The 20,596-nt window shown below is 43.0% G+C and carries 17 protein-coding genes and 2 pseudogenes; 8 read left to right on the top strand and 11 right to left on the bottom strand.

The window, feature by feature from the left end:
• The first annotated feature begins 4 nt into the window (after nucleotides 1-4).
• From AAY47_RS09210 to AAY47_RS09200, 3 genes are all read left to right on the top strand, one after another.
• Nucleotides 5-1,117 (top strand): cupin-like domain-containing protein, encoded by a 1,113-nt coding sequence (locus AAY47_RS09210; protein WP_047769103.1) that lies wholly within the window; start codon nucleotides 5-7, stop codon nucleotides 1,115-1,117.
• Between the two features lie 135 nt (nucleotides 1,118-1,252).
• Nucleotides 1,253-1,984, top strand: a complete 732-nt coding sequence (locus tag AAY47_RS09205; protein ID WP_047769101.1) for a GNAT family N-acetyltransferase — start codon at nucleotides 1,253-1,255, stop codon at nucleotides 1,982-1,984.
• Between the two features lie 150 nt (nucleotides 1,985-2,134).
• Complete coding sequence (locus tag AAY47_RS09200) at nucleotides 2,135-2,989, top strand: 3-hydroxyacyl-CoA dehydrogenase family protein (protein WP_047769099.1); 855 nt, start codon at nucleotides 2,135-2,137, stop codon at nucleotides 2,987-2,989.
• A gap of 211 nt (nucleotides 2,990-3,200) precedes the next feature.
• On the opposite strand, the gene AAY47_RS23045 is transcribed toward AAY47_RS09200, so the two are convergent.
• Nucleotides 3,201-3,326, bottom strand: a complete 126-nt coding sequence (locus AAY47_RS23045) for a hypothetical protein (protein ID WP_255334689.1) — start codon at nucleotides 3,324-3,326, stop codon at nucleotides 3,201-3,203.
• Between AAY47_RS23045 and AAY47_RS09195 the strand changes: the two are divergent.
• Nucleotides 3,313-3,747: pseudogene (locus AAY47_RS09195) on the top strand (IS630 family transposase); the annotation flags it as partial. The gene AAY47_RS23045 and the pseudogene AAY47_RS09195 sit on opposite strands and share 14 nt — an antisense overlap.
• Here AAY47_RS09195 and AAY47_RS09190 read toward each other — a convergent pair.
• Entirely contained in the window at nucleotides 3,739-4,296 is a 558-nt protein-coding gene (locus tag AAY47_RS09190) for an NAD(P)H-dependent oxidoreductase (protein ID WP_047769098.1), read from the bottom strand. The pseudogene AAY47_RS09195 and the gene AAY47_RS09190 overlap by 9 nt on opposite strands.
• A 119-nt stretch (nucleotides 4,297-4,415) precedes the next feature.
• Here AAY47_RS09190 and AAY47_RS09185 point away from each other — a divergent pair, with 119 nt between their 5' ends.
• Complete coding sequence (locus tag AAY47_RS09185) at nucleotides 4,416-4,775, top strand: winged helix-turn-helix transcriptional regulator (protein WP_047769096.1); 360 nt, start codon at nucleotides 4,416-4,418, stop codon at nucleotides 4,773-4,775.
• 107 nt (nucleotides 4,776-4,882) lie between these two features.
• On the opposite strand, the pseudogene AAY47_RS09180 reads toward AAY47_RS09185, so the two are convergent.
• From AAY47_RS09180 to AAY47_RS09170, 3 genes and pseudogenes are all read right to left on the bottom strand, one after another.
• A pseudogene (locus tag AAY47_RS09180) lies at nucleotides 4,883-5,113 on the bottom strand (IS66 family transposase); the annotation flags it as partial.
• A 155-nt stretch (nucleotides 5,114-5,268) separates the two neighbouring features.
• Nucleotides 5,269-6,753, bottom strand: a complete 1,485-nt coding sequence (locus AAY47_RS09175; protein WP_047769086.1) for a trypsin-like serine peptidase — start codon at nucleotides 6,751-6,753, stop codon at nucleotides 5,269-5,271.
• 190 nt (nucleotides 6,754-6,943) lie between these two features.
• Entirely contained in the window at nucleotides 6,944-10,015 is a 3,072-nt protein-coding gene (locus tag AAY47_RS09170) for an autotransporter domain-containing protein (RefSeq protein ID WP_047769084.1), read from the bottom strand.
• Between the two features lie 507 nt (nucleotides 10,016-10,522).
• On the opposite strand from AAY47_RS09170, the gene AAY47_RS09165 reads away from it, so the two are divergent.
• A complete protein-coding gene (locus tag AAY47_RS09165; protein ID WP_072161154.1) occupies nucleotides 10,523-10,954 on the top strand; it encodes an N-acetyltransferase in 432 nt (143 codons plus the stop codon).
• A 261-nt stretch (nucleotides 10,955-11,215) separates the two neighbouring features.
• Here the strand turns inward: AAY47_RS09165 and AAY47_RS09160 are convergent, their stop codons facing one another.
• A complete protein-coding gene (locus AAY47_RS09160; RefSeq protein ID WP_053014240.1) occupies nucleotides 11,216-11,782 on the bottom strand; it encodes an NADPH-dependent FMN reductase in 567 nt (188 codons plus the stop codon).
• Nucleotides 11,783-11,925: 143 nt separating this feature from the next.
• Between AAY47_RS09160 and AAY47_RS09155 the strand changes: the two genes are divergently transcribed.
• Nucleotides 11,926-12,426 (top strand): MarR family winged helix-turn-helix transcriptional regulator, encoded by a 501-nt coding sequence (locus AAY47_RS09155; protein ID WP_047769083.1) that lies wholly within the window; start codon nucleotides 11,926-11,928, stop codon nucleotides 12,424-12,426.
• A gap of 55 nt (nucleotides 12,427-12,481) precedes the next feature.
• Here AAY47_RS09155 and AAY47_RS09150 read toward each other — a convergent pair whose 3' ends face one another.
• Both AAY47_RS09150 and AAY47_RS20590 read right to left on the bottom strand, forming a co-directional pair.
• Complete coding sequence (locus tag AAY47_RS09150; RefSeq protein ID WP_047769081.1) at nucleotides 12,482-14,491, bottom strand: TonB-dependent copper receptor; 2,010 nt, start codon at nucleotides 14,489-14,491, stop codon at nucleotides 12,482-12,484.
• Nucleotides 14,492-14,559: 68 nt separating this feature from the next.
• Entirely contained in the window at nucleotides 14,560-14,979 is a 420-nt protein-coding gene (locus AAY47_RS20590) for a DUF2946 domain-containing protein (RefSeq protein WP_047769080.1), read from the bottom strand.
• Between the two features lie 284 nt (nucleotides 14,980-15,263).
• Here AAY47_RS20590 and AAY47_RS09140 point away from each other — a divergent pair, with 284 nt between their 5' ends.
• Nucleotides 15,264-16,595 carry an aspartate aminotransferase family protein gene (locus AAY47_RS09140; protein WP_047769078.1) on the top strand — a complete coding sequence of 444 codons (1,332 nt, stop codon included), beginning with the start codon at nucleotides 15,264-15,266 and terminating at the stop codon, nucleotides 16,593-16,595.
• A gap of 471 nt (nucleotides 16,596-17,066) precedes the next feature.
• Here AAY47_RS09140 and AAY47_RS09135 read toward each other — a convergent pair whose 3' ends face one another.
• From AAY47_RS09135 to AAY47_RS09125, 3 genes are all read right to left on the bottom strand, one after another.
• The gene (locus AAY47_RS09135) at nucleotides 17,067-18,608 is read right to left on the bottom strand and encodes an NAD(P)/FAD-dependent oxidoreductase (protein ID WP_047769076.1); all 1,542 of its coding nucleotides are present in this window, start codon (nucleotides 18,606-18,608) and stop codon (nucleotides 17,067-17,069) included.
• A gap of 12 nt (nucleotides 18,609-18,620) precedes the next feature.
• Entirely contained in the window at nucleotides 18,621-19,031 is a 411-nt protein-coding gene (locus tag AAY47_RS09130; RefSeq protein WP_047769074.1) for a DUF805 domain-containing protein, read from the bottom strand.
• Between the two features lie 98 nt (nucleotides 19,032-19,129).
• Nucleotides 19,130-20,416 carry a 4-aminobutyrate--2-oxoglutarate transaminase gene (locus AAY47_RS09125; RefSeq protein ID WP_047769116.1) on the bottom strand — a complete coding sequence of 429 codons (1,287 nt, stop codon included), beginning with the start codon at nucleotides 20,414-20,416 and terminating at the stop codon, nucleotides 19,130-19,132.
• Nucleotides 20,417-20,596 lie beyond the last annotated feature (180 nt).

Raw genomic sequence — 20,596 nt, 5'->3', positions numbered from 1 at the left:
AAAAATGAATTTTTTCAGTAATGCCTGGAATATACTCGGTGATCTTGCTATGTGGGCACATGAAGAAGTGAGTATTTACCGTCACAGTAACAAAATTGTGCGGGAAACGGAAAGCCCTGATGCACTGGCTCGTCTGGAGTCAGCAGAATATCGCCCTGTGCCGAAAGTTTCTGATATCTCGCTGGCCGAATTTCACGAACTCTATTTGATGAAAAAAGAGCCTGTGATTATTTCTGACGGTCTGAGGGACTGGAAAGGGAAACAACTTTGGAATTTCGATTATTTTTCTCAGGAATTCGGTGAGATGCAGGTGCAGTTACAGGATACCGGGTTCAAACCCCAGCAAATTGTCGAACTGCGCACCTATTTGCAGGAAATCGCTTCACTGCCTGCGGTTGAACTGGGGCAGATTAACCCTGATCTCAACTACCTGAGATATACCTATGACACTTTTTTTAAACACCTGTTATTCACATGGGAATTAGGGCATTGGGTAAAAACCGACTCCTTCAGTTTTCGCGCGTTTCAGCGTATTCAGGAACACTGGCGCAGGCCGTATTTCCTGACTGAAAGTGGTTATAAGATCCCCTGTATTCAATTCGGAATCTTCCAGCCCAATAAAAGGATGAGTCAGGATTGGGGACTCTATTTTTCAGCGCCGGGTGTCTGCACTCGTTTACATGTTGATGGAATGCGCACCAATGCGGTGTTGTGCCAGATAGAAGGCCGTAAAGCCGGCTGGATTTTTTCAGCTTCGCTGGAGGATGTGGTCAGAAACACTGCTGAAGGGCGAGCAGGTTTGCCTCGCGCAGAAAAGCAAAAGCCGATGAACCAAGGCAACAAGCGGGTTGAGCATAACCAAGATCGGATTTGGCAGTTTGATCTATTGCCGGGGGAGATAATGCTGATCCCTAAAGGGTTAGCTCATGAGGTGCATACATTATCCCCCAGTATTTCCCTGACTTATAATTTCATTACCTCTGCAGAATATCGGGATTATTTTGATTTTAAAAAACAACGGGGTCACGGCTGGATTGCTAAATCACCGCTGATTGCCGTACCGGAATTTTTTCAGATTTACCAACGCAATATCTCCTCTTCCCGTTGCTCTAAATGATAGGCAACGCACAAATAAGGTATTAATGAATAGTGATGCTTTGTGATTTTTTGAGCAGTATTATAGGCACGCATCCCCCGTCGCTGACAGCGGGGTTCTTCATTTTATATAAGTAAATCCACGAGAGTAAAAAGTATGCCTTTATTTTCAAAAACAATAACTGATTTCTGGCAGGCCCTGATGTTGGGTGAAGATATTCTTTATAAGGATGATGTTTTTACTATTATTACCAATGCCCGTCTGGAACAAAATGATCGCGTGATGGTACTGGAAATCAGTGACGGCCGGGTAATGGCAGTTCTGACGCCAGAGATGGCTGAAAAAGCCGGGCTTTATCATCAGGAAAAAATGTCTGAATCTATTTTTCGCCAGAAATTAAATCAGGCGAATATTACTTTGCATGGTGCTGACTATATTTTTTATTTTCCAGAAACAGAAAAGCGCCAATTATTGCAGGAAAATTCAGGTAAACAGCGTCAATTGATGGAAGAGCAAGATGGTGAAATCTTCTCGGCATTTCAGGCATTGGCTTCGGAGCAGGATCTGGACAACGCTTATGTTGAACTGGATCACTGGTCGGTATTCGGTGCTTTTGATGAGAAAAACCATCTGGTTAGCGCGGCCAGCATGTACCCGTGGAATGGTTCACAACTTGCTGATATGGGCGTACTGACGCTGGAGTCTTTCCGCAGTCAAGGCTATGCCCGAAAAGTGGTACGTGCAATCAGTCAACATGCCTGCGCTCAGGGGTATGAACCTCAGTTCAGATGCCAGCTTGATAATCTCGCTTCTGCGGCACTGGCGAAAGCTGCCGGTTTAACGTTGTTCGGTAAATGGGAAATCATTTCTCCTGATTCAGTTAACTGAGTTATCTCCGCAAAAAATTTTCTGAATTGAAATAATCCGTTCATTTTTTAATGAAGGTTGTAGTCAATCAGACTGCAACCTGTTTTTTCATCACTAAATCCGTTACTCACTCCATTACTTATTTCATTACAACAAGAAGAAACAGTCACTATGCCAAAACTTAAAATAGCTGTGGTTGGAGGAGGAAATATCGGCTCTAGCCTTGCCTTCGACTGCGCTTTACGCGGACATGATGTTGTTGTTATTGAAAAAGATGCGATTTCCTGTGAAAAAAGCAGGGAAAATATCGTAGAAACTGCCGATTATGCGCCGCTGTTCAGTCCGCTTGCCAAGGGAAAAACGGCAGAAATGATACTGCAAAATATCGTCTGGTCGCAGGATTTATCGGCTATCTCTGATCGGGAATTTGTAGTAGAAAACATTACCGAAAATATTGCAATAAAACAGGCGCTATATGCGAGCATGGCGGAATTTATCGCTCCTCATGCTGTACTGGCAGCGAATACCTCCTGTATTCCCATCACAAAACTGGGGGCGTTCCATCGCGTGCCGTCTCAGGTGATTGGAGTGCATTTTATGAACCCAGTCTATTTGAAACCGACGGTTGAGGTCATTATTGGTTTTAGTACCTCGGAGTCTGTTCAGGAACGATGTCTGGAAATTCTGACTATATTATGCAAACAGGCGGTCGTGGTGAAAGATGGTCCCGGTTTTGTTTCCAACCGGATTTCTCATTTATTTATGAATGAAGCGGCATTTACAGTCCAGGATGGACTTGCTCAGCCCAAAGATGTCGATGCAATATTCAAGGATTGTTTCGGGCATAAAATGGGGCCGTTGGAAACGGCTGATCTGATCGGAATTGATACTGTCGTTAATTCTCTTGACGTACTCTACCAAATTTTTCAGGACTCGAAATATCGTGTTTGCCCCTTGATGAGAACAATGGTTGATGCGGGGTATTTAGGGCGCAAAACTGGCAAGGGTTTTTATACATACACTTAACGCGATGCTCGACTTTTATGATGAGTTGAAATGACATAGCCGCTCCTTTATAGCTTTAAGTCGTCAAACAGAGAGAACAAAAGGCTATGTCACAGCAAGATTTTATCATTTGGAGACCATAAAAATCTATGGACGCCCTCGTTTTTGCAACAAAGGTATCAAGTTCCTGCCGGAGTTTTTTGAGTTGTTTATCTTTCATAATCAATTTCCATTAGTCATCTTTTGCTGCTTTGTTAGGGGTCAGCGTCCGGTAAACCGTGAGCCTTGATACTAAAAAGAGTTCGGTTAAATCACTGATAGAATACTCACCTGTACCGTGCAACCGGCTTAACATCATGGGTGCCCTCAATTTGCAACGAATTGAAGACACCACTATTCGTGAATATCCGACGATTAATGCGAAAAATGTCGTCCTGTTTTTCGGCGAAATTCGGAAAACTTACCCGCTTTCACAAAAAATCCACCTTGTTCTGGATGGTGCGGGTTATCACCGTTCTGAAATCGTTCAATTTTTTGCCAAAGTGTTAAATATTGAGTTGCACTATCTACCGCCTTATAGCCCGAATCTCAATCCCATTGAGCAATTATGGAAATACGTGAACGAACAAGTGCGAAATAACGTCTATTTCCCGGATGCCAAAACCTTCCGTGAAACCCTTCATCATTTTTTTCATGTCACGTTGCCAAAAAAAGCCAGTGAGCTTATTACCCGGTTGACTGATAATTTCCAGATCCTAAAACCTGCATCTTCACGTTAATTGCGTATAGATATTGTTTTCAATTACTCTCTGTAGACTTTCACTATGAGTTTTAGCTTTTTCTTTTATTTCGTGCTCACTATGTCCACTAACAGTGGCTATATCATAAAGAATAACTGGCTCTATATATTTCATTTGTGAATATTCTGCTGATTTTTTAATGGATTTAAGAAAGCTATCTATAAGAAAAGGATTGTTATCTTGTTTGAAGTTTTTCTCTGGTTGCCCTATCGTAAGACTGGGCAGGAGTCTTTTATTTTTTAATTTATTTCCTTTTGAACCATAAGCGAATTGATATGTGAAAACTTGATCAAACCAAATTTTAAGAATTGCGGGCATATTAAACCAGTACATCGGATATTGTAAAATGATTAAATCATGCCTTAATAAGGCTTCTTGCTCCGAATTAATATCAATATTGTAATTTTGATTTAATTGATAAATATTACGGATTTCAAGGTCAATGCTACTATTTTTTAATTCTTCAACAATTGTTTTGTTCGCAATTGATTGTTCATATTTGGGGTGGGCCAATATCATTAAAGGCATATTAAATTTCCTTAAGGTATGATTTATTAAAATCTATCAATTTGATAGTTACTATAATTAGTTTATGATGATTTTTTTCTATTACAATAACTATCCAGTTAGATAGTAGGGAGGAGTTTATGGTTGAAGTTACGAAAGGTGAGGCCTGCCAAGTTTCATTAAATGGGAAAAGTTACCCTTGCCCTGTCAGTATGGCTATGGATCTGATTGGAGGTAAATGGAAAGGAGTCATCTTGTATTATCTGAAAGATAAAAATAAAAGATTCAGTGAGTTAAAAAAAGATATCCCTCACATTACTGAGATGACATTAAGTATACAACTTAAAAAGTTAGAGAGAGATGGATTAATTTTAAGAGAAGTATATGGAGATAAACCGCCAATTAAGGTTATTTACTCTTTGACTGACTTTGGGGAGTCATTTAAACCCGTTTTGGAAGCTGTATCGGCATGGTCGCATGAAATATCTGGAGGCGTATAGATTACCCTGAGATTTTCATTGCATTTTTAGCAAAATTTATTTTATTGATGATATTTTTGCAATAAAACCTACTATCAACAGGTAACCATTCACCAGCCCTGTATTGACTAGCAGGGAAGCAGATTAAAGACATCCGGATAGGGCTGTTTTCGGGTCACCGCTGTCGCGATTTCACTGAGTACATCCAGTGCCGATAATCCCCGCTGTTTGCAGGTTTCCACCACCGACAGCAGTCGGGAGCGGTACTGTTCACCCCGATAGGAATTTGTCCCAAAGCAGATTTTTCGCATGAGCACACTGCCACGCAGGCACCGCTCCGCCTCGTAAGCACTAGCTGGCGCGAATTTAATTGCGACAAACGTATCAGGTAACTGGCAAGGAGAAACTTATCATGATCAGTCAGAAGAAATAATTTTTATCATCAGCAAGAAGAAATGAGAATTAAAAGGAAAACTCACTGCCAGCTTTTGCCAACAGTGAGTTCATTTACTTTTTACTTAGTAGTCGTTGTTTCAATATCAAGTACATTAATCGGGCCAGCATTTCCTGCCATATCTTCACCATATGCGCAAACACGCCATGGTGCTTCAGCTTTTGCCAACATTGTTAGCCTCCAGGGATAGCTATAGCCTGTTTTGTCGTCACAATTCGTTGTTGCTTTCGGTCCATATTTAATTTGTATACTTGAGATATCATACGGACGAGCGTTAGCTGTTATACGCCAGGCATCCCCGAAATCATCCTTATTTAACACGGGCTTAATTGATGGTGGCGTATTATCAATTTCTCGCAACATGACAGAAGCATCTTTTGTCTTTTGCCATTGACCATTATTATTCTGGTGAATAACACAGAGTTTATAAATGCCTTCTTTGGCAGGAACCAGCATGTTTTGCAACGGGCTTTGGCTTACAGAAATAGCAGCACTGTATCCTGCTTCAGCTGAACAATCGACATCACTGATTAATCCTGTTTTATATCGGATATTCTTAACGTTAGCATTTTCCTTGATAACGATATCCCATTTTGCTTTCTCCCCGTCAGCAGGATTAACGCTCTGAGTTATCCAACGTGACCAAAGTGGGCTTCTTTCCAGAATATTACCGCTGTTATTTTCCAGTTTCGACAGGTCTAACTTGCTATCCCTTGTCAACGCATTAGCAATACTATCGACAGGAATAAAATAACTAGCCCCTTCTGTTGAAACACCTTTATTATTTTCGATAGTACAAGGTCTGCCAAGTCCACAGCCGGTCATTCCTGGTGTGACTGTTGTGTTCAATACACCAATCACACCTGTTTTATCTTTCTCAAAAACAGGGGAACCAGACGTTCCACCAGCGACACCATCACAATTCACGGCGAAAACCGAAGCCCAAATCCACGGGGAGCCACCTTCATATAAGACGGGTGATTTTCCAGTGATATTACACTCAGATTTTCTGAGATAAGCGTAATTATAATCAACATTATCGACAGGAATATGAGTCAACACAATAGGCTGGTGTTTCATATCAAGGTGTTTCTTCAACTTCAAAGGATGATAGCCTTTTTTCGCTAAATCCCCATAAGTTGCATCCAACTGTAATACCGCAATATCTTCGTATTTCATCGTTGAATATAAAATACGGTTGACTTTTATTGGTGATAACGCATTTTTCTTATCAATAAAATAATCCGGGGTATATCGCCAATATTCAGGTGCCGGCTGATCAACGATGGCGTCATTTGTGCCTACATTGCTATCTACACAGTGCCCTGCGGTAAGTATCAATGCTGGTGTATCCTTATCCGGTGCAGTTTCACCAGAAATCAGGGTTGCTGTACAGTGTGAGATTCCATTTAATTTACCAACAGTTCTAAATTTTTCAGCGCCGGGATCGGTTGATTTCATCAACGGAGCACCATTATTATTTGAAGCGAAAGAACTTGCTGAAACAGAAAATAAGCTGATTAATAGGATGTTACGATAAGTCACAATTTTCCTCCTTTGGATCGGTTTAATGACTTAAATTCATTATCTAATTTAATCATTATTCAGTGCTACCAAGGGGGTTTGTATCAGAGAGGATACAAAAACCTAAACATCTCACGCCATAAAAAAACTCACTGCCAGCCATTGCCAGCAGTGAGTTTCTGTTATCAAGAACATATGCAATTTTTATTAACTAGAATTTCCAATGAGCATTCAGGAATACACCATTATCCTTATGACTGCCTGATAAAACACCGTTATACCCCAGTGACAGTTTAGTATTTTTATTAATTTCCAATTCCGTACCTGCCTTAATTACAGCAGCATCTCGTGCCGCTGAAATACTGTTGACAGTAAACGTGGTATCACTATTGTTAAAACTTAATTTAGTGCCTCGATCTACATGGCCAAACTGATGTTGCCAACCCAATTCACCATATGCTCCTACTGTGATTTCGTTTTCAGTTTGCCATTTTTGATCAACACGTAAACCTAATGTGGAGAAGGTGGCATTTTTCGATTGTTTCTTACCGTTCAATGCAGCCGCACCACCATGTTCATTAATCCCTTCATTACGAAAATTAACATAAGACAGGTTGGCGAATGGTTCCAGGTTCAGCCACGAAGTATTTATTCCGTAAGCGGTCTCAGTAAACAATTGACCGGTTTGAGCACCATATTTTGCTTTAAGATTGTCGGATTGATGACCAAAAGCAACCGAGCGTTTGGTATCAAAACGATGCCAACTGTAAGTAGCGCCGGCACGCAATGCCAAAGCATCAATTTGTTTGCTACCATATAGCGCCAAATGGAAATTGTTACTGCGTGCTGAAGTGTTATATCCACCATTCAAAGAAGAGCGGGTATATCCGGTAGCAATACCGAGCCGCCAATCATCACCGAATTCTTTATCCGCTCCTAATAACACGCCATAGTTGGATACACGATAACCGTTGACTTCACTGTTACCATTGGCACGTTGCCAGTTACCTATGAGTTGTCCCCAAGCACCGTTTCTATCAACTTTGATATTCTGTTCAATGGTTCCCCCCTTAGCCTGGCGCAAACGGGTATTCAGTGTATCGCGCAGATGGTGGCTATTATTGATTTGTGCCGCAGCAACATCGGCATGGATCTGACCGGAAGAAAGTTGCTGGAATGCCTGACGTGCTTGCGTTGCTGTATCAAACATCAGGATACTTTCATAAACCGGATGGCCCAAACTCAGCTTATCAGCAGCATTAGCCACAGCACGTTCATTAGCGGTTAGGCCTAAACTGGCAAATGTGGTGGAATTACGTTTTATATCCAACATCACTCGATCAGTTTGGTAACTAAGCTCAGTGCCAACGAATAAATAGTTTGGCACTACGGTTGCAAACTTGCCGTTGATACCACGGTTTGCTTGCAGAATATTATATTGCTGACCAAGCAAACTACGAACTTCTTGCTTCGATAACAAGTTACTACTATTTTCCAACGTGACTTGAACTTCACCGCCCTTCAACATAGCCAGGCCATTGCTGACAATACGGTCACTATGACCCTGGCTATCTGGTACAACTTCTACCTGATAACGTGAGCCAGTCTGGAAAGTAATATCACGATCAACTTTCAGCGTACCGCTAGAACTTAGGTTAGAATTGGCATTTAAGCTGCCGGGTACAATATTGGCACCAGCATTGACCATGATTGAACCGACAGTACCATCCCCTCCAAGTATTGCGCCATCTTGCACAGTAACATCCGAAGTTATAGAACCGCTAACCAGTAAACGACCTTGCTCAACCAAAGTTGGCCCTTTATAGAGACTGTTTTTACCGGCTAGTTCGAGTGTACCGTTACCGATTTTCGTCAATCCGCCATGACCGGAGATATCATTATTCCAACTGTCATAAGCGCATTCAATACTATCACAGATGCGTTCTACGTTAGTGCCTTTCTCAACTATGCCACCAATACCTGGAATATCGGCAATGAATTGCGTTTCAGAATAAGAACCGGGAATAGAGTATTTCTTCGGAATATCCTTTTCGGTGATGAACATTTTAGGACCATCAATAGCAACTTTCAGGTTCAGCATTCCCCAACCATACATGTCATCCAAGCCAGGCTTCCCTAAATCGGTTGCCGTGGTTTTGAGGACATCAGCGATCTGCCCGGCAGTCATGTAGGGAAAGCGTTGCATCAAGACAGCAGCGGCTCCGGCTACATGCGGTGATGCCATTGATGTACCGGTGTAAGCATCATAGGTGGGATCAATCGTCAGCTCACCATTTTGGAAAGCATCTTCGTCGATCTCTCCATCAATTTTAGAAACGAATTTTCCCGTGCTGCTGTAAATTTTTGTGCCTGGTGCCGACAAACAGTAACTGGCAGTATAACCACAACGCGTTGATGAAACGTTAATTTCGTTTTCCCTGGTCAGGTTGGCAACGCTGAGGTAGTTTTTCAATGCATCAGGGAAGAAATAGGGCATACCCGCATGTAACCAGGTGATGTTATAGTTATTTGCATTCCCCGCAGCAAAAACAACTAATTTTCCATGACGCGCTGCACGCAATAGACCCGCAGTTCTTGTTGTATAGTCATCGAGTTCTGGAATTGGAGAGCGGCTTAACCTATCCAAATCATCTTTAATTGGCGTGACATAATTAATGAGTGTTTGCAACGTAACTTGGTCATACTTGACTGTCCCGTTTTCCCATCGTTTAGGCCTGCCATACTCATCAGTTTCATAAGAAGGGCGAACCCCCCAACTGTTATTAATAATACGTGCATTGCTTTGGATCAGGGCTTCTGTACGGTTATAGGGAGTTTGTAAATATTTCCCAGTAATTAAACCTGCATCAAATGCTACACCGTGCATTTCCTTGCCATCCCGGTTTGCTGCAATGATCCCTGAGACATGGTTACCGTGAGCACCAAAACTGATAATCCCTGTGTAGGGGTTTTCATCGTAATTCCAAGTGTCGTCTGGGCTTAGAATTTTAAGTTTACCTGCAAATTCGGGATGATTGATAACGGCTTCATCCAATACCCCCACATTAATACCTTTTCCCGTGTAACCACGAGCATAGGCATAATGAGCACCAATAGCGGCTAATCCCCACTGATGATTAAATTCATCTGATAACCAACTATCGAGTGAGTTTTTTTTACCCTGTTCCAGATATTCAGTAGCCATTGAAACACTGACAGGTAATAATCCCAAAAATAACGTCATCCACAAAAATATCGGTCGTGCCGAATTGTTTTTTTTCATAAAAGAGGTCCCATTTTTCAAAAAGTGGCAACTTTCAATTCGCTGTTTGGCACATCGCTCCTTGAAAAGTCCTTATTAATAAATCCGATAATTGAACTGAAATAAGTAGGCCATGGTGGGATTGATCTCTATTTTTAGAACGGCTATAGAACAATGCAGACCATATTATTTTTTGCCCACGAGTTGCTATAGCATAATAATTAGACCCAAAACGCAAGGATAATAATTAACTTTTTTATAACCATTTTATAACAATGGAGGCATCATATAAATAACATACTCTAGTTTAAAATCCCGTTTAAATGGCATGATTCTGGCATAATGTGAATTGATTACATGTCAATTGTTGTTAATATGTAATTTTTTATGGGGTGGTTACTGTTTGTAACGCTCACATTATTATGAGAGGCTTTTCTATGATTATTTGGACGAGGTGCTTTATTTTTAAATTATTTTTAAAATGAAAAAATTACATCGAAAGTAAAGTAAATCACGAGGATATCAAAAGTGATCAGATCATTTACAAAAGCAGATATGAATACGGTTCTATCTATTTGGTTGGAAGCTTCTATCAAAGCACACAATTTTGTGGCAACTGAATTTTGGCAATCACAAATAGAAAACATGAGAAGCATCTATATTCCGGCTTCAGAAGCTTATGTCTATGTACAAAATTCTAACGTTGTCGGCTTTTATGCGCTTCACGAAAATAGTTTGGCTGCGATTTTTGTATCACCAGATAAACAGGGGCAGGGAATTGGCAAAGCATTAGTGAATGATGCCAAAAATAGAAGAACTGAACTCACGCTATCGGTTTATCAGCAAAACCAGGCAAGTTATGAGTTTTACTTATCGCAAGGATTTTATGTTGTCAGCGAAGAAGTCGATGGACACACTGGATACCAAGAATATCTTATGTGCCTAAAAAGGGAGCAATAATGATGAAAAATGGCCTCAGAGGCTTAAAGATAACTATATTAATAAATAAAGAGATGTTTTTTAATCCAATCGAGCGCAAAATCAGCGAATTACGTTCTTTTATTAAACAAAAATGCCAAAAATACGATACCCTGTGTTTTTATACAGCATGATAATAATAATTTGTAACTTGTTCGATGAAATTACTCGATAGAAAAGGGGAATGCACTCGGCTCAACTAGTTGAGCCGAGGTTATACATAAAGAACGAGATATTGTCTATTTACATACCATACAGATAATTTTTGCTTTCTTCGCCAACCTCTTCACGAACTTGCTCCAGTGCCTTAGCATAGGATTGAAGCAGTTTCAGCGTATAGTTAACACGGCTTGCAAATTTCTCATCGTTACAAATCAGATCTTTTGAAATCAAACTTTCACCATGACGGAAGACTAAATGGTCTGGCAAGAAACAGACATGGTTATTTTTAAAACCTGTCATTCGTAATTCGCAAAGAGGATAAACACCGTTAACTCCACTTGATACACTCGCCAATAATGCTGGTTTATGGCCTAATTCTGCTATAGAACAATACAATAGAAGATTCTTCAATGCCGGAGTTGACATTCCATGCCATTCTGGAGTCACAAAGATAAATGCTTCACTTTCTTTTAAATGTTGTGCTATTGACTGCCAGGGATGAGATCCCGCTGATATATCTGTTGTATAACCATCATGTAATGGCAATTCTACATTGGAGAGTTCCAAAAGTGTTATCTCAGTAAATCCATATTCGCTACGACGCGAGGCCTTATATTTCCCCGCGCAGCGGGGAAATATGACACGCATCTTGAAGTTGGATTGGTATATCACTCTATCAACGAAAAGATACCACCAACAAAAGTATCTTTATATAAAGATATATTAAAATAATGGCTTAATTAATTTTTATCAAGTATCTTTTCATCAAAATAAATGAATAAGGAAAAAGCATGAAGTACGATCACGTTGACCGATTACTGATACAGTGGGCAGAACAGCGTCCAGACCTTGATCCCTCGTCGATGGGCGTCATTGGGCGGTTATGTCGCATAAACAAAATTATTGAACAACGCTTGCAACATGCTTTCAAAGAACACGGCCTAAGTGCCATAGAGTTTGATATCCTTGCGACACTACGACGGAACAACATACCCATTACACCTACTGAACTATATCAATCCGTTATGCTAACTTCTGGAGCAATGAGTACTCGTATTGAACATATGGTACAGCGAGGATTAATTGGGCGTATTGCTAACGAAGAAGACCGACGTAGCTGTAAGGTTTTTCTGACCTCAGAAGGAAAAGCATTGATAGACAAAGCAGTGGAAAGCCATTTGGAGAACCAGAAAGCCATTCTCGAACCACTGACAGAAATTCAACAAGAGCAACTTGTAACACTGCTGCGTCATTGGTTGCTGGATAATGAATCATCTAGTGATTCGCCCTGATTGATGTCAGGGCGAGATAGGCCCAGAAATAGCAGTATTAGAACAAATAGCAGTATTAGAACTTAATATTAACTCTGGCCCAATAAGTACGCCCAGGCTCGTTTACTGCCGTATTGCCGGAATAACCAAAGCCCTGATTACCCGCTAAATTAAGGTGTTCGCTATAGGTTTTATCAAAAATGTTGTCAACACCAGTACTGACTTGAATATTTTTGGTCACCTTATAGGTTGCATTAGCAGATAGAATGGCGAAGTCTTTGCTACGATCAAAGTCTTTGCCTACAACGTTACCCTCATTGATTGCCACGCGGTGCTGGCTATTTACCAGACGCAGCAAACCGCTGCTTGTCCAGTCTCCATGTTCCCAGGTCAGGCCGAAACGAGCTTCTAAAGGTGGGATCTGCGGGAGTGGACGATGATTAGTGGTATTTTGCGCCCAGGAATATGCCAGGCTGGCATCGGTTTTCCAGTTTTCGTTAAACTGATAAGCAACCCCTGTTTCTCCGCCCATAATAGTGGCATTCACGTTACCGGCTATCGGATTCTTGTTGTTATAATCGAACAGGATAAAGTCATTCACTTTACCCACATACGCTGATATCCAACCTTTCAGTCGGTTATCATTATATTGCGCCCCGATATCCAATTGGGTGGTTTTTTCGGGCTTGATATTAGTGAAAGCATTGTTGCCCGCTTTACCCGAAACCAGCTCCCAGTAATCAGGAAAACGCTCGGTATAACCCATGCCGGCATAGAGCATCACAGGAGACTCTTTCAGGTTATGTTCAAGCCGAATAAAGCCAGCAGGCAGGGTTTCTTTACGTTCTTGTTGAGTAGTATATTTATACGCTGTTGTACGATCTAATCGCACACCACCGATAACTTTATTCTGGGCCGTTGCATCCCAGGTTAATTCACCAAAAATACCGTAATCACGGAAACGAACATTTTTCACCCAGCCATTTCTTTCGGCTTTAGCCATCTTACGATCGGTATTGGTTCGGTGAATATTAGTTTGCATATCCACACCGCTCTGTAACCTGAAATTTTCCCACATCCAGGTTCCCATCATACGACCCCCCATTGTCAGGCGATCCGGTTCTGAGGCCATTTTCATGTTTGAATGACGCATAGAATAGTTATCCATCACATGGTCGGTATAATTGTAATAAAAATTCGTTTCGAATTTATCAAACACCTCGCCAATGTTAGATTTTTCAAACCGCACGCCAAGACTTTTGCGTTTGAATTGAGAACCATCCATGCCTCGTGTGGCGTAACGTGCTTCACCATCACCTTGTCCAGCACTTAACTCCAGTAACGTATTTTCATCAGGTGTCCAACCTAAGGCGAGATCGGTATTCCATTTATCCCAGCGGGAAGGAACGCGATTGCCGTCACCATCTTTATAATCGTTGGAGCGGGATTTATTGCCGATCAAACGAATATAACCCAGTTCGTTGCCAATACTGAGATCCGCATTACCATCCCAGCGACCATGAGAACCAATAACTGTGCTGACATTACCTTGAGTGCCAAATTGTTCAAACTGAGGGCGAATACGCTCGAAACGAATAGTTCCCGCTGAATTACCCGGTCCCCAAAGTACGGTTTGTGGACCTTTGACTAAACTCAAAACATCATAACTTTCTGGTGAAATATAAGAACTTGGCGCATCCATACGTCCACCACAAGAACCCAGTATTTCACTGTCATCAATTAACATTCTCAGACGAGAACCAAACATGCCACGGAAGACAGGATCGCCGTTAGTGCCACCATTACGGATCTGTGAAAATCCCGGAATGGTTTTTAAGTAATCAGAACCATCACTAGCAGGGACTGGTTGGCGAGGGGCTTTTAGTGAAGAAACTACCTCAAGGGGGGAAATTACCGGTGCAGTTACGGTGATCACCGTTTCATTATCGTGATCATGGGCAATGCGTTTTTCTTTTGTTTCTTTGCTATGTTCCGTATTGGCAGCCCAGCCACTGGCCGGCATGGTGAGTGCAATAGCCAAAGCGGCTGTCAGAGGTGATAGACGAAATAGTTGTGTAGTAAACATAAAAAATCCCTTAATTAGCAACATTGCCATACAAACTGCGTAAGGCAAGGAAAATAGAATGGTTTATTTCAAGCAAACTGACTTATTAAGGGGTGGGGTGGGGCGCGAGGTTGTGATTCGCCGTAAAACAGCCGAATAACGGGTCCAAAGAAGCGCGATACTGGTGGTGCTCGGGACACGATAAGTGTCAGTAGAATGAAAGAAACAAAACCACCTGTTAATAGTGGCAGATTAATCAGAAGCTGGCAGTAACCACAAGCGATATCATCCATCAATCCCATATGGACATGATCCACACCATGATGATTCATCGTGTGTGTCGATGGCATATCAGGCATAGACATGCCGTGATTTGTTCCGCTTTTTATTTCTTCACAGTGGTGATCCAGTGTTTTTGATACCACCGGTGCAATGAACAACATCAAAATCGCCAGTAAGGCAATAATGGCGGGTGTTCGGTTTTGTGAAAGGCGAAAAAGCGATAACACGCTAATGATCCGGATCAATTTCTACGATTGAGGGCTAATCTTACTGCATTTGGGGTGGGGTTGTTAAAATATTTTTGGATTGTATATCAGTCACAAGCGTTTCAGGGCATTGGTAAGTTCACCATCATTATGGAAATCCTTTGTCTACTACCATTTCATATTTTAAATTTGTTAGTTTCATTTACGTGAGTAAACACATCACTAATGATTCGATAATTGAGGTTTAACTTGAGTATAGTTTCATTGCAAACTCTTGGTTACAACCTTGTGCGAGGAGCTATAAAATGTCAGATAGAAACTCTTTCCAAAAATTGAACTTTAAAGCACATTGGATGCCGTTCAGCGCTAATCGTCATTTTCAACAAGATCCCCGTTTGATTGTTTCAGCAGAAGGAAACTGGCTGCTTGATGATCAAGGTCGTCGAATTTATGACAGTTTATCAGGATTATGGACATGTGGAGCAGGCCATTCACGCACTGAAATTCGGCAGGCTGTTTCAGATCAACTGGGAACATTGGATTATTCCCCAGGTTTCCAATATGGACACCCTTTGTCATTTAAGTTGGCTGATAAAATCACCAACCTTATGCCAGATGATTTAAATCATGTATTTTTTACCAGTTCAGGTTCAGAAGCTGCCGATACCGCAGTAAAAATGGCTCGTGCTTACTGGCGGATTAAAGGTCAATCTGCAAAAACTAAATTTATCGGTCGGGCACGGGGTTATCATGGTGTCAATATCGCAGGAACCAGTCTTGGCGGTATTGGGGGTAATCGCAAAATGTTTGGTCAGTTTATGGATGCTGACCATCTTCCACATACATTACAACCTAATATGGCTTTTACTAAAGGAATGCCTGCGGCTGGTGGCCCGGAACTGGCAGATGAACTCCTTAAACTCATTGAATTGCATGATGCCAGTAATATCGCTGCCGTTATTGTCGAACCTCTTTCTGGCTCTGCCGGCGCTATTATCCCACCACAAGGTTACTTGCAACGTTTACGGGAAATTTGTACCCAATATGATATCTTGCTGATTTTTGATGAAGTGATTACCGGTTTCGGGCGGCTGGGATGCTGGAGTGGCGCTGAATATTTCGGTGTAACCCCAGATATCCTTAACTTTGCCAAACAGATTACCAACGGTGCAATTCCTCTGGGAGGGGTGATTGCGTCCAGCAAGATCTACGACACCTTTATGTCACAATCTCTATCCGAACATATGATTGAATTCAGTCACGGGTATACCTATTCAGGTCACCCGGTTGCCTGTGCGGCCGGTTTGGCTTCATTGGAACTGCTGGAAAAAGAAAATCTGCCTCAACAAGCTGCGGAATTGGCACCATATTTCGAACAAAAATTGCACAACCTAAGGCACTGCCCAAATGTCGTGGATATTCGTAACTGCGGGCTGGTGGGGGCTATCCAAATTGTTCCACGGGATGGAGATGCAGTAGTCCGGCCTTTTGATGCCGGTATTGCATTATGGAAAGCGGGGTTTTATGTCCGTTTTGGTGGTGACACGTTGCAATTTGGTCCTATGTTCAATGCTAAAATTGATGATCTTGATCGTCTGTTCAATGTGGTGGGTGATGTTCTGTACCAAATTAAATAACAGAAATCTTCATTATTAACTTATTCTATGGGTGGTATCCTAACCGCCCAAACCCACATCAGGATCATCTAAATATCCAAAAGCGGGGCATCGGGTATTTGGTGGTTCTCTTCTTGGTTTTATTCCCACTAATTTTCGACATGTGGCAGATAAATGAGAAGGGGAGTTAAATCCACATTGCAGTGCGGCTATAAGTTTTCGATAACAGCTAGTAATTCTTTAGAACGAGGTTTACGGAAAAAATAAATTAACTGCTTGCGGCTTAATTTAACATAATATACATTATGCGAACCTGCGTTGTAGCACCAATATAGAAATGTCACTTTTTGCTGCAAGAAGGACATTCGCCTTTTTTTGATATTCACTTTGGCTCGTGGTTTAAAAAATAATGAAAGACGGGCGGTAAAATGAACTTTTTCCCAGGAGGCGCTAGCGTTTTTCTCCGGCCTCCTGGCTAATGGAAATCACCACTCAGAACGAAACTATATCTGCCGGATTAAGTGTGCTTATTATCCCAAGGGCACCTTTAATCAATGGAATAGCCATCGGAGAGAGATAGGAACCTAGCGGGATCCTCATGTGATCAATGCAGGTAAGCATAGTAAAATCCTGGTTGCGTCCGGTGAGGTCGTCGCTGATGGCTTTGCCAATGCGTACCGTCTGCGCCACGCCATGTCCGCTCCAGCCATGCACCATATACACAGGAATGTCGGCACCACTTTTGCGGGCATCGGTAGCACCGTTCAGGGTTAGATCGCTGATCCCACCCCAAGAATATTCCAGTTCAGGTTTTTCCAGATGCGGGAATACGGTTCTGATACGATCAAGCAAGTAGTTGTTTACATCACGCGGTGCCCAGGAGTTGCCGGTGCCCTGTCCACCGAATAGCAGACGGTTGTCACGCACCGCACGATAATAGTCTATCTGTAACTGTGTATCGTAGACCGGCAGACCTGACGGAATAAGCTCTTTGATATCCACTGACAACGGCGAAGTTACTGCCACATAGGTGAAAAAAGGTACTGTAGTAGACGGGCCTGAGATAAACTCATCGGTGGAGCCATGTACCCCCAGGACCACTGCTTTACTCGCTCTGATAACTCCCCGCTCAGTTTCTATAACCGTGCTGCTGGCATCCTGTCTAATCCCTTTCACTTTTGTACCGTCATAGACTCGTCCCCCCAGTCTGACAAAGCCATAAACCAGTCCTCGCAGCAGCGCCAGAGGCTGAACCTGTCCGCCTATACTATCGACATTGGCACCGTGATAGATATTTGAACGCACATACTCTTCCTGTAATTCATGTGGCCCAATAACCTTCACGGCCCTATCTCCCAGTCGGCGTCGGGCATCGACGTTAGCAACCAATGATCCCATATGACCTGGATGTATCGCAGCGGTAATATGACCATATTTGCGGTCACATTCAAAACCGTAACGTTCTCGAAGTTCATCCACAAGATTCATTGCTTCAATCGATGCAAAACGCCATAAGCGTTTGGCTTCATCAGGTGAAAACTTTTCCAGTATGGTTTCAGCTTCCCAGCGGGCAATTCCGGGAGTCAACTGTCCCCCATTACGGCCAGAGGCTCCCGAACCAATGTGGTCCTTTTCAACCAGAATCACATCCACGCCCGCTTCAGCAAGATGCAGCGCAGTGGAAGATCCTAGCAATCCACCGCCAATAACAACAACCTCACAGCGCTGATCTCTGGAAAAACGCCCAAACGCTGGCCAATCAGCCAGAGAGGCCTCATAGTAGTTGGCGGGCATGGTGTTAGTAGTCATCATGTCTCTGTGCCAGTTCCAGATGCGCGGATCCAAGCCCAACCGGCTGGTTCTGTACTGTGCATCCTGCAACAGCGGCGGCCGGAGGTTAATATTGATGGCCGGGGAATCAACCGCAGTTAGGGCCTGAGCGAGCAGAGATGTAGAGGGAAGTATGGATGAAAGTACTCCCGCCCCTGCAAAAGTTGCGGCAGTAGAGATAAAATCTCTTCTGTTCATTGCCATTTCAGCACTCCTTTATGATCGGGAATTATCCGTTAACCTGGCCTGGGGTATTTCCCTGTGAGTGAATCGACTCTTTGAATCATATTTATTGCTGTTCGCCTGTCCTTTCAGAGCGGCGAGAATCAGCAAAAGAACAGTGCCGACAAAGGGAACCAGATGTAACAGTAGCCACCAGGCGCTACAATTAATATCGTGCAGACGGCGGGCATTTACCGCCAATGCTGGCAAAAATGTGATCAGTAAATAAATAGCACTAAACCACCCCATATAAATTTCGGGGTTGGCAACAGCAAACAGTCTTTCCAGAAAAGAAATGCTGAGAACAGCAAGGAGCTGAAACAGAACAAAATACCAGAACTCCTTACGCGGAGCCCGTCCCTTGAAACAGGCATAATTCTTTAATACATTTAAATACCAGTGCATTGTTGCCCTCTCTTATGAACCCGTACAGGCTCTTCCCGGCCGCCATGTGTATATTTCTCCTTAGTTGTCTCCGGTTAAGCGGCAGAGATAGTCCCGTGTTACTTTTCTTCTTTACAGTTCAGATCGAGCAGCACAGATTTCAGAACGTTGAGCGCCTCGTCAAAAACATCATCTTGTATGGTCAGCGGTGGAAGGAAACGAATTACATTGCCATGTACACCACACGTCAACAAAATCAGGCCCCGCGCTAGCGCTTTCTGGCGCACTGCGGTGGTAAAATCGGCATCAGGTTCCTGACTGTCCACTCGATTAAACTCTACCGCAATCATCAGCCCAAGCCCACGCACATCAGCGATCTGTGGGACATACGGCCGTAGTTTATGCAGACATTGTTTTAGCCGCTCTCCCAGCTGCGCTGCACGCTCGGCCAGTTTTTCTTCTTCGATCACATCCAGCACCGCATGACCAGCTGCAATCGCCACAGGGTTACCTCCATAGGTTCCCCCCAATCCTCCTGGCACTACAGCGTCCATCAACTCTGATCGCCCCGTTACCGCCGCCAGCGGAAATCCCCCCGCCAGACCTTTTGCCATTGTGGTCAGATCGGCCGCAACGTCATGATGTTCCAGGGCAAACAGTTTACCCGTGCGCGCGAAACCGGTCTGAATCTCATCGGCAATGAGTACAATGCCGTAGCGATCAGCAATTTCACGTAGGGATTTAAGCAATTCGGGAGGCGCAGGATAGAAACCACCTTCTCCCTGAACTGGCTCAATGATAATGGCAGCGACACGCGTGGGTTCAATATCGGTTTTGAAGAGATTCTCCAGCGAGTTCAGTGTCTGTTCGACGCTGATACCGTGTAGCTCTACCGGAAATGGGATACGGTAAACATCGCTAACCAGCGGGCCAAACCCTATTTTGTACGGTGCAACTTTGCCGGTTAATGACATACCGAGGAAGGTACGGCCATGAAAAGCACCGCTGAAAGCCACCACACCGCTGCGTCCGGTAGCGGCACGCGCGATCTTCACGGCATTTTCTACTGCCTCAGCCCCGGTGGTAACAAAGACAGTCTTTTTCACAAAATTACCCGGCACCAGACGATTCAACCGTTCGGCTAACGCTACATAATTTTCATAAGGCACGACTTGATGACAAGTATGAGTAAACCGTTCCAACTGTTTTTTGGCGGCGGCAATGACGCGCGGATGACGATGACCGGTATTCACCACAGCGATACCAGCGGCAAAATCAATATAACGTTGCCCTTGAGCATCCCAGATTTCAGCATTTTCCGCACGTTCAGCATAGATTTGTGTGGTCACGCCTACGCCTCTTGCGATAGCCGCCCTACGCCTTTTAGATAACGTAGATTCAGTCATAAGCAAATCTATGGTCTTCCCCGTTTTTGCAACACTCATTTTGATGTATGGTTGGCTTGCTTAAATCTATCCGGCGTCTCTATGAGTATGGATACCCGCGCCACGATGAGTTCTGCGCCTGATGAACCTTAAAAACTCCCCGGCTTCAATGAGCCATTTTGCTTCTTAGGTTATTCATCA

Source organism: Xenorhabdus griffiniae, assembly GCF_001028135.1.
GTDB lineage: Bacteria > Pseudomonadota > Gammaproteobacteria > Enterobacterales > Enterobacteriaceae > Xenorhabdus > Xenorhabdus bakwenae.
This window is presented reverse-complemented; position numbering and strand designations above follow the sequence as displayed.

Bases quoted from the DNA above. Each gene is read 5' to 3' on its own strand.
- AAY47_RS09210 (WP_047769103.1), top strand. From the start codon at position 5: ATGAATTTTTTCAGTAATGCCTGGAATATACTCGGTGATCTTGCTATG.
- AAY47_RS09205 (WP_047769101.1), top strand. From the start codon at position 1,253: ATGCCTTTATTTTCAAAAACAATAACTGATTTCTGGCAGGCCCTGATG.
- AAY47_RS09200 (WP_047769099.1), top strand. From the start codon at position 2,135: ATGCCAAAACTTAAAATAGCTGTGGTTGGAGGAGGAAATATCGGCTCT.
- AAY47_RS23045 (WP_255334689.1), bottom strand. From the start codon at position 3,326: ATGATGTTAAGCCGGTTGCACGGTACAGGTGAGTATTCTATCAGTGAT.
- AAY47_RS09190 (WP_047769098.1), bottom strand. From the start codon at position 4,296: ATGCCTTTAATGATATTGGCCCACCCCAAATATGAACAATCAATTGCG.
- AAY47_RS09185 (WP_047769096.1), top strand. From the start codon at position 4,416: ATGGTTGAAGTTACGAAAGGTGAGGCCTGCCAAGTTTCATTAAATGGG.
- AAY47_RS09170 (WP_047769084.1), bottom strand. From the start codon at position 10,015: ATGAAAAAAAACAATTCGGCACGACCGATATTTTTGTGGATGACGTTA.
- AAY47_RS09160 (WP_053014240.1), bottom strand. From the start codon at position 11,782: ATGCGTGTCATATTTCCCCGCTGCGCGGGGAAATATAAGGCCTCGCGT.
- AAY47_RS09155 (WP_047769083.1), top strand. From the start codon at position 11,926: ATGAAGTACGATCACGTTGACCGATTACTGATACAGTGGGCAGAACAG.
- AAY47_RS09150 (WP_047769081.1), bottom strand. From the start codon at position 14,491: ATGTTTACTACACAACTATTTCGTCTATCACCTCTGACAGCCGCTTTG.
- AAY47_RS09140 (WP_047769078.1), top strand. From the start codon at position 15,264: ATGTCAGATAGAAACTCTTTCCAAAAATTGAACTTTAAAGCACATTGG.
- AAY47_RS09135 (WP_047769076.1), bottom strand. From the start codon at position 18,608: ATGGCAATGAACAGAAGAGATTTTATCTCTACTGCCGCAACTTTTGCA.
- AAY47_RS09130 (WP_047769074.1), bottom strand. From the start codon at position 19,031: ATGCACTGGTATTTAAATGTATTAAAGAATTATGCCTGTTTCAAGGGA.
- AAY47_RS09125 (WP_047769116.1), bottom strand. From the start codon at position 20,416: ATGACTGAATCTACGTTATCTAAAAGGCGTAGGGCGGCTATCGCAAGA.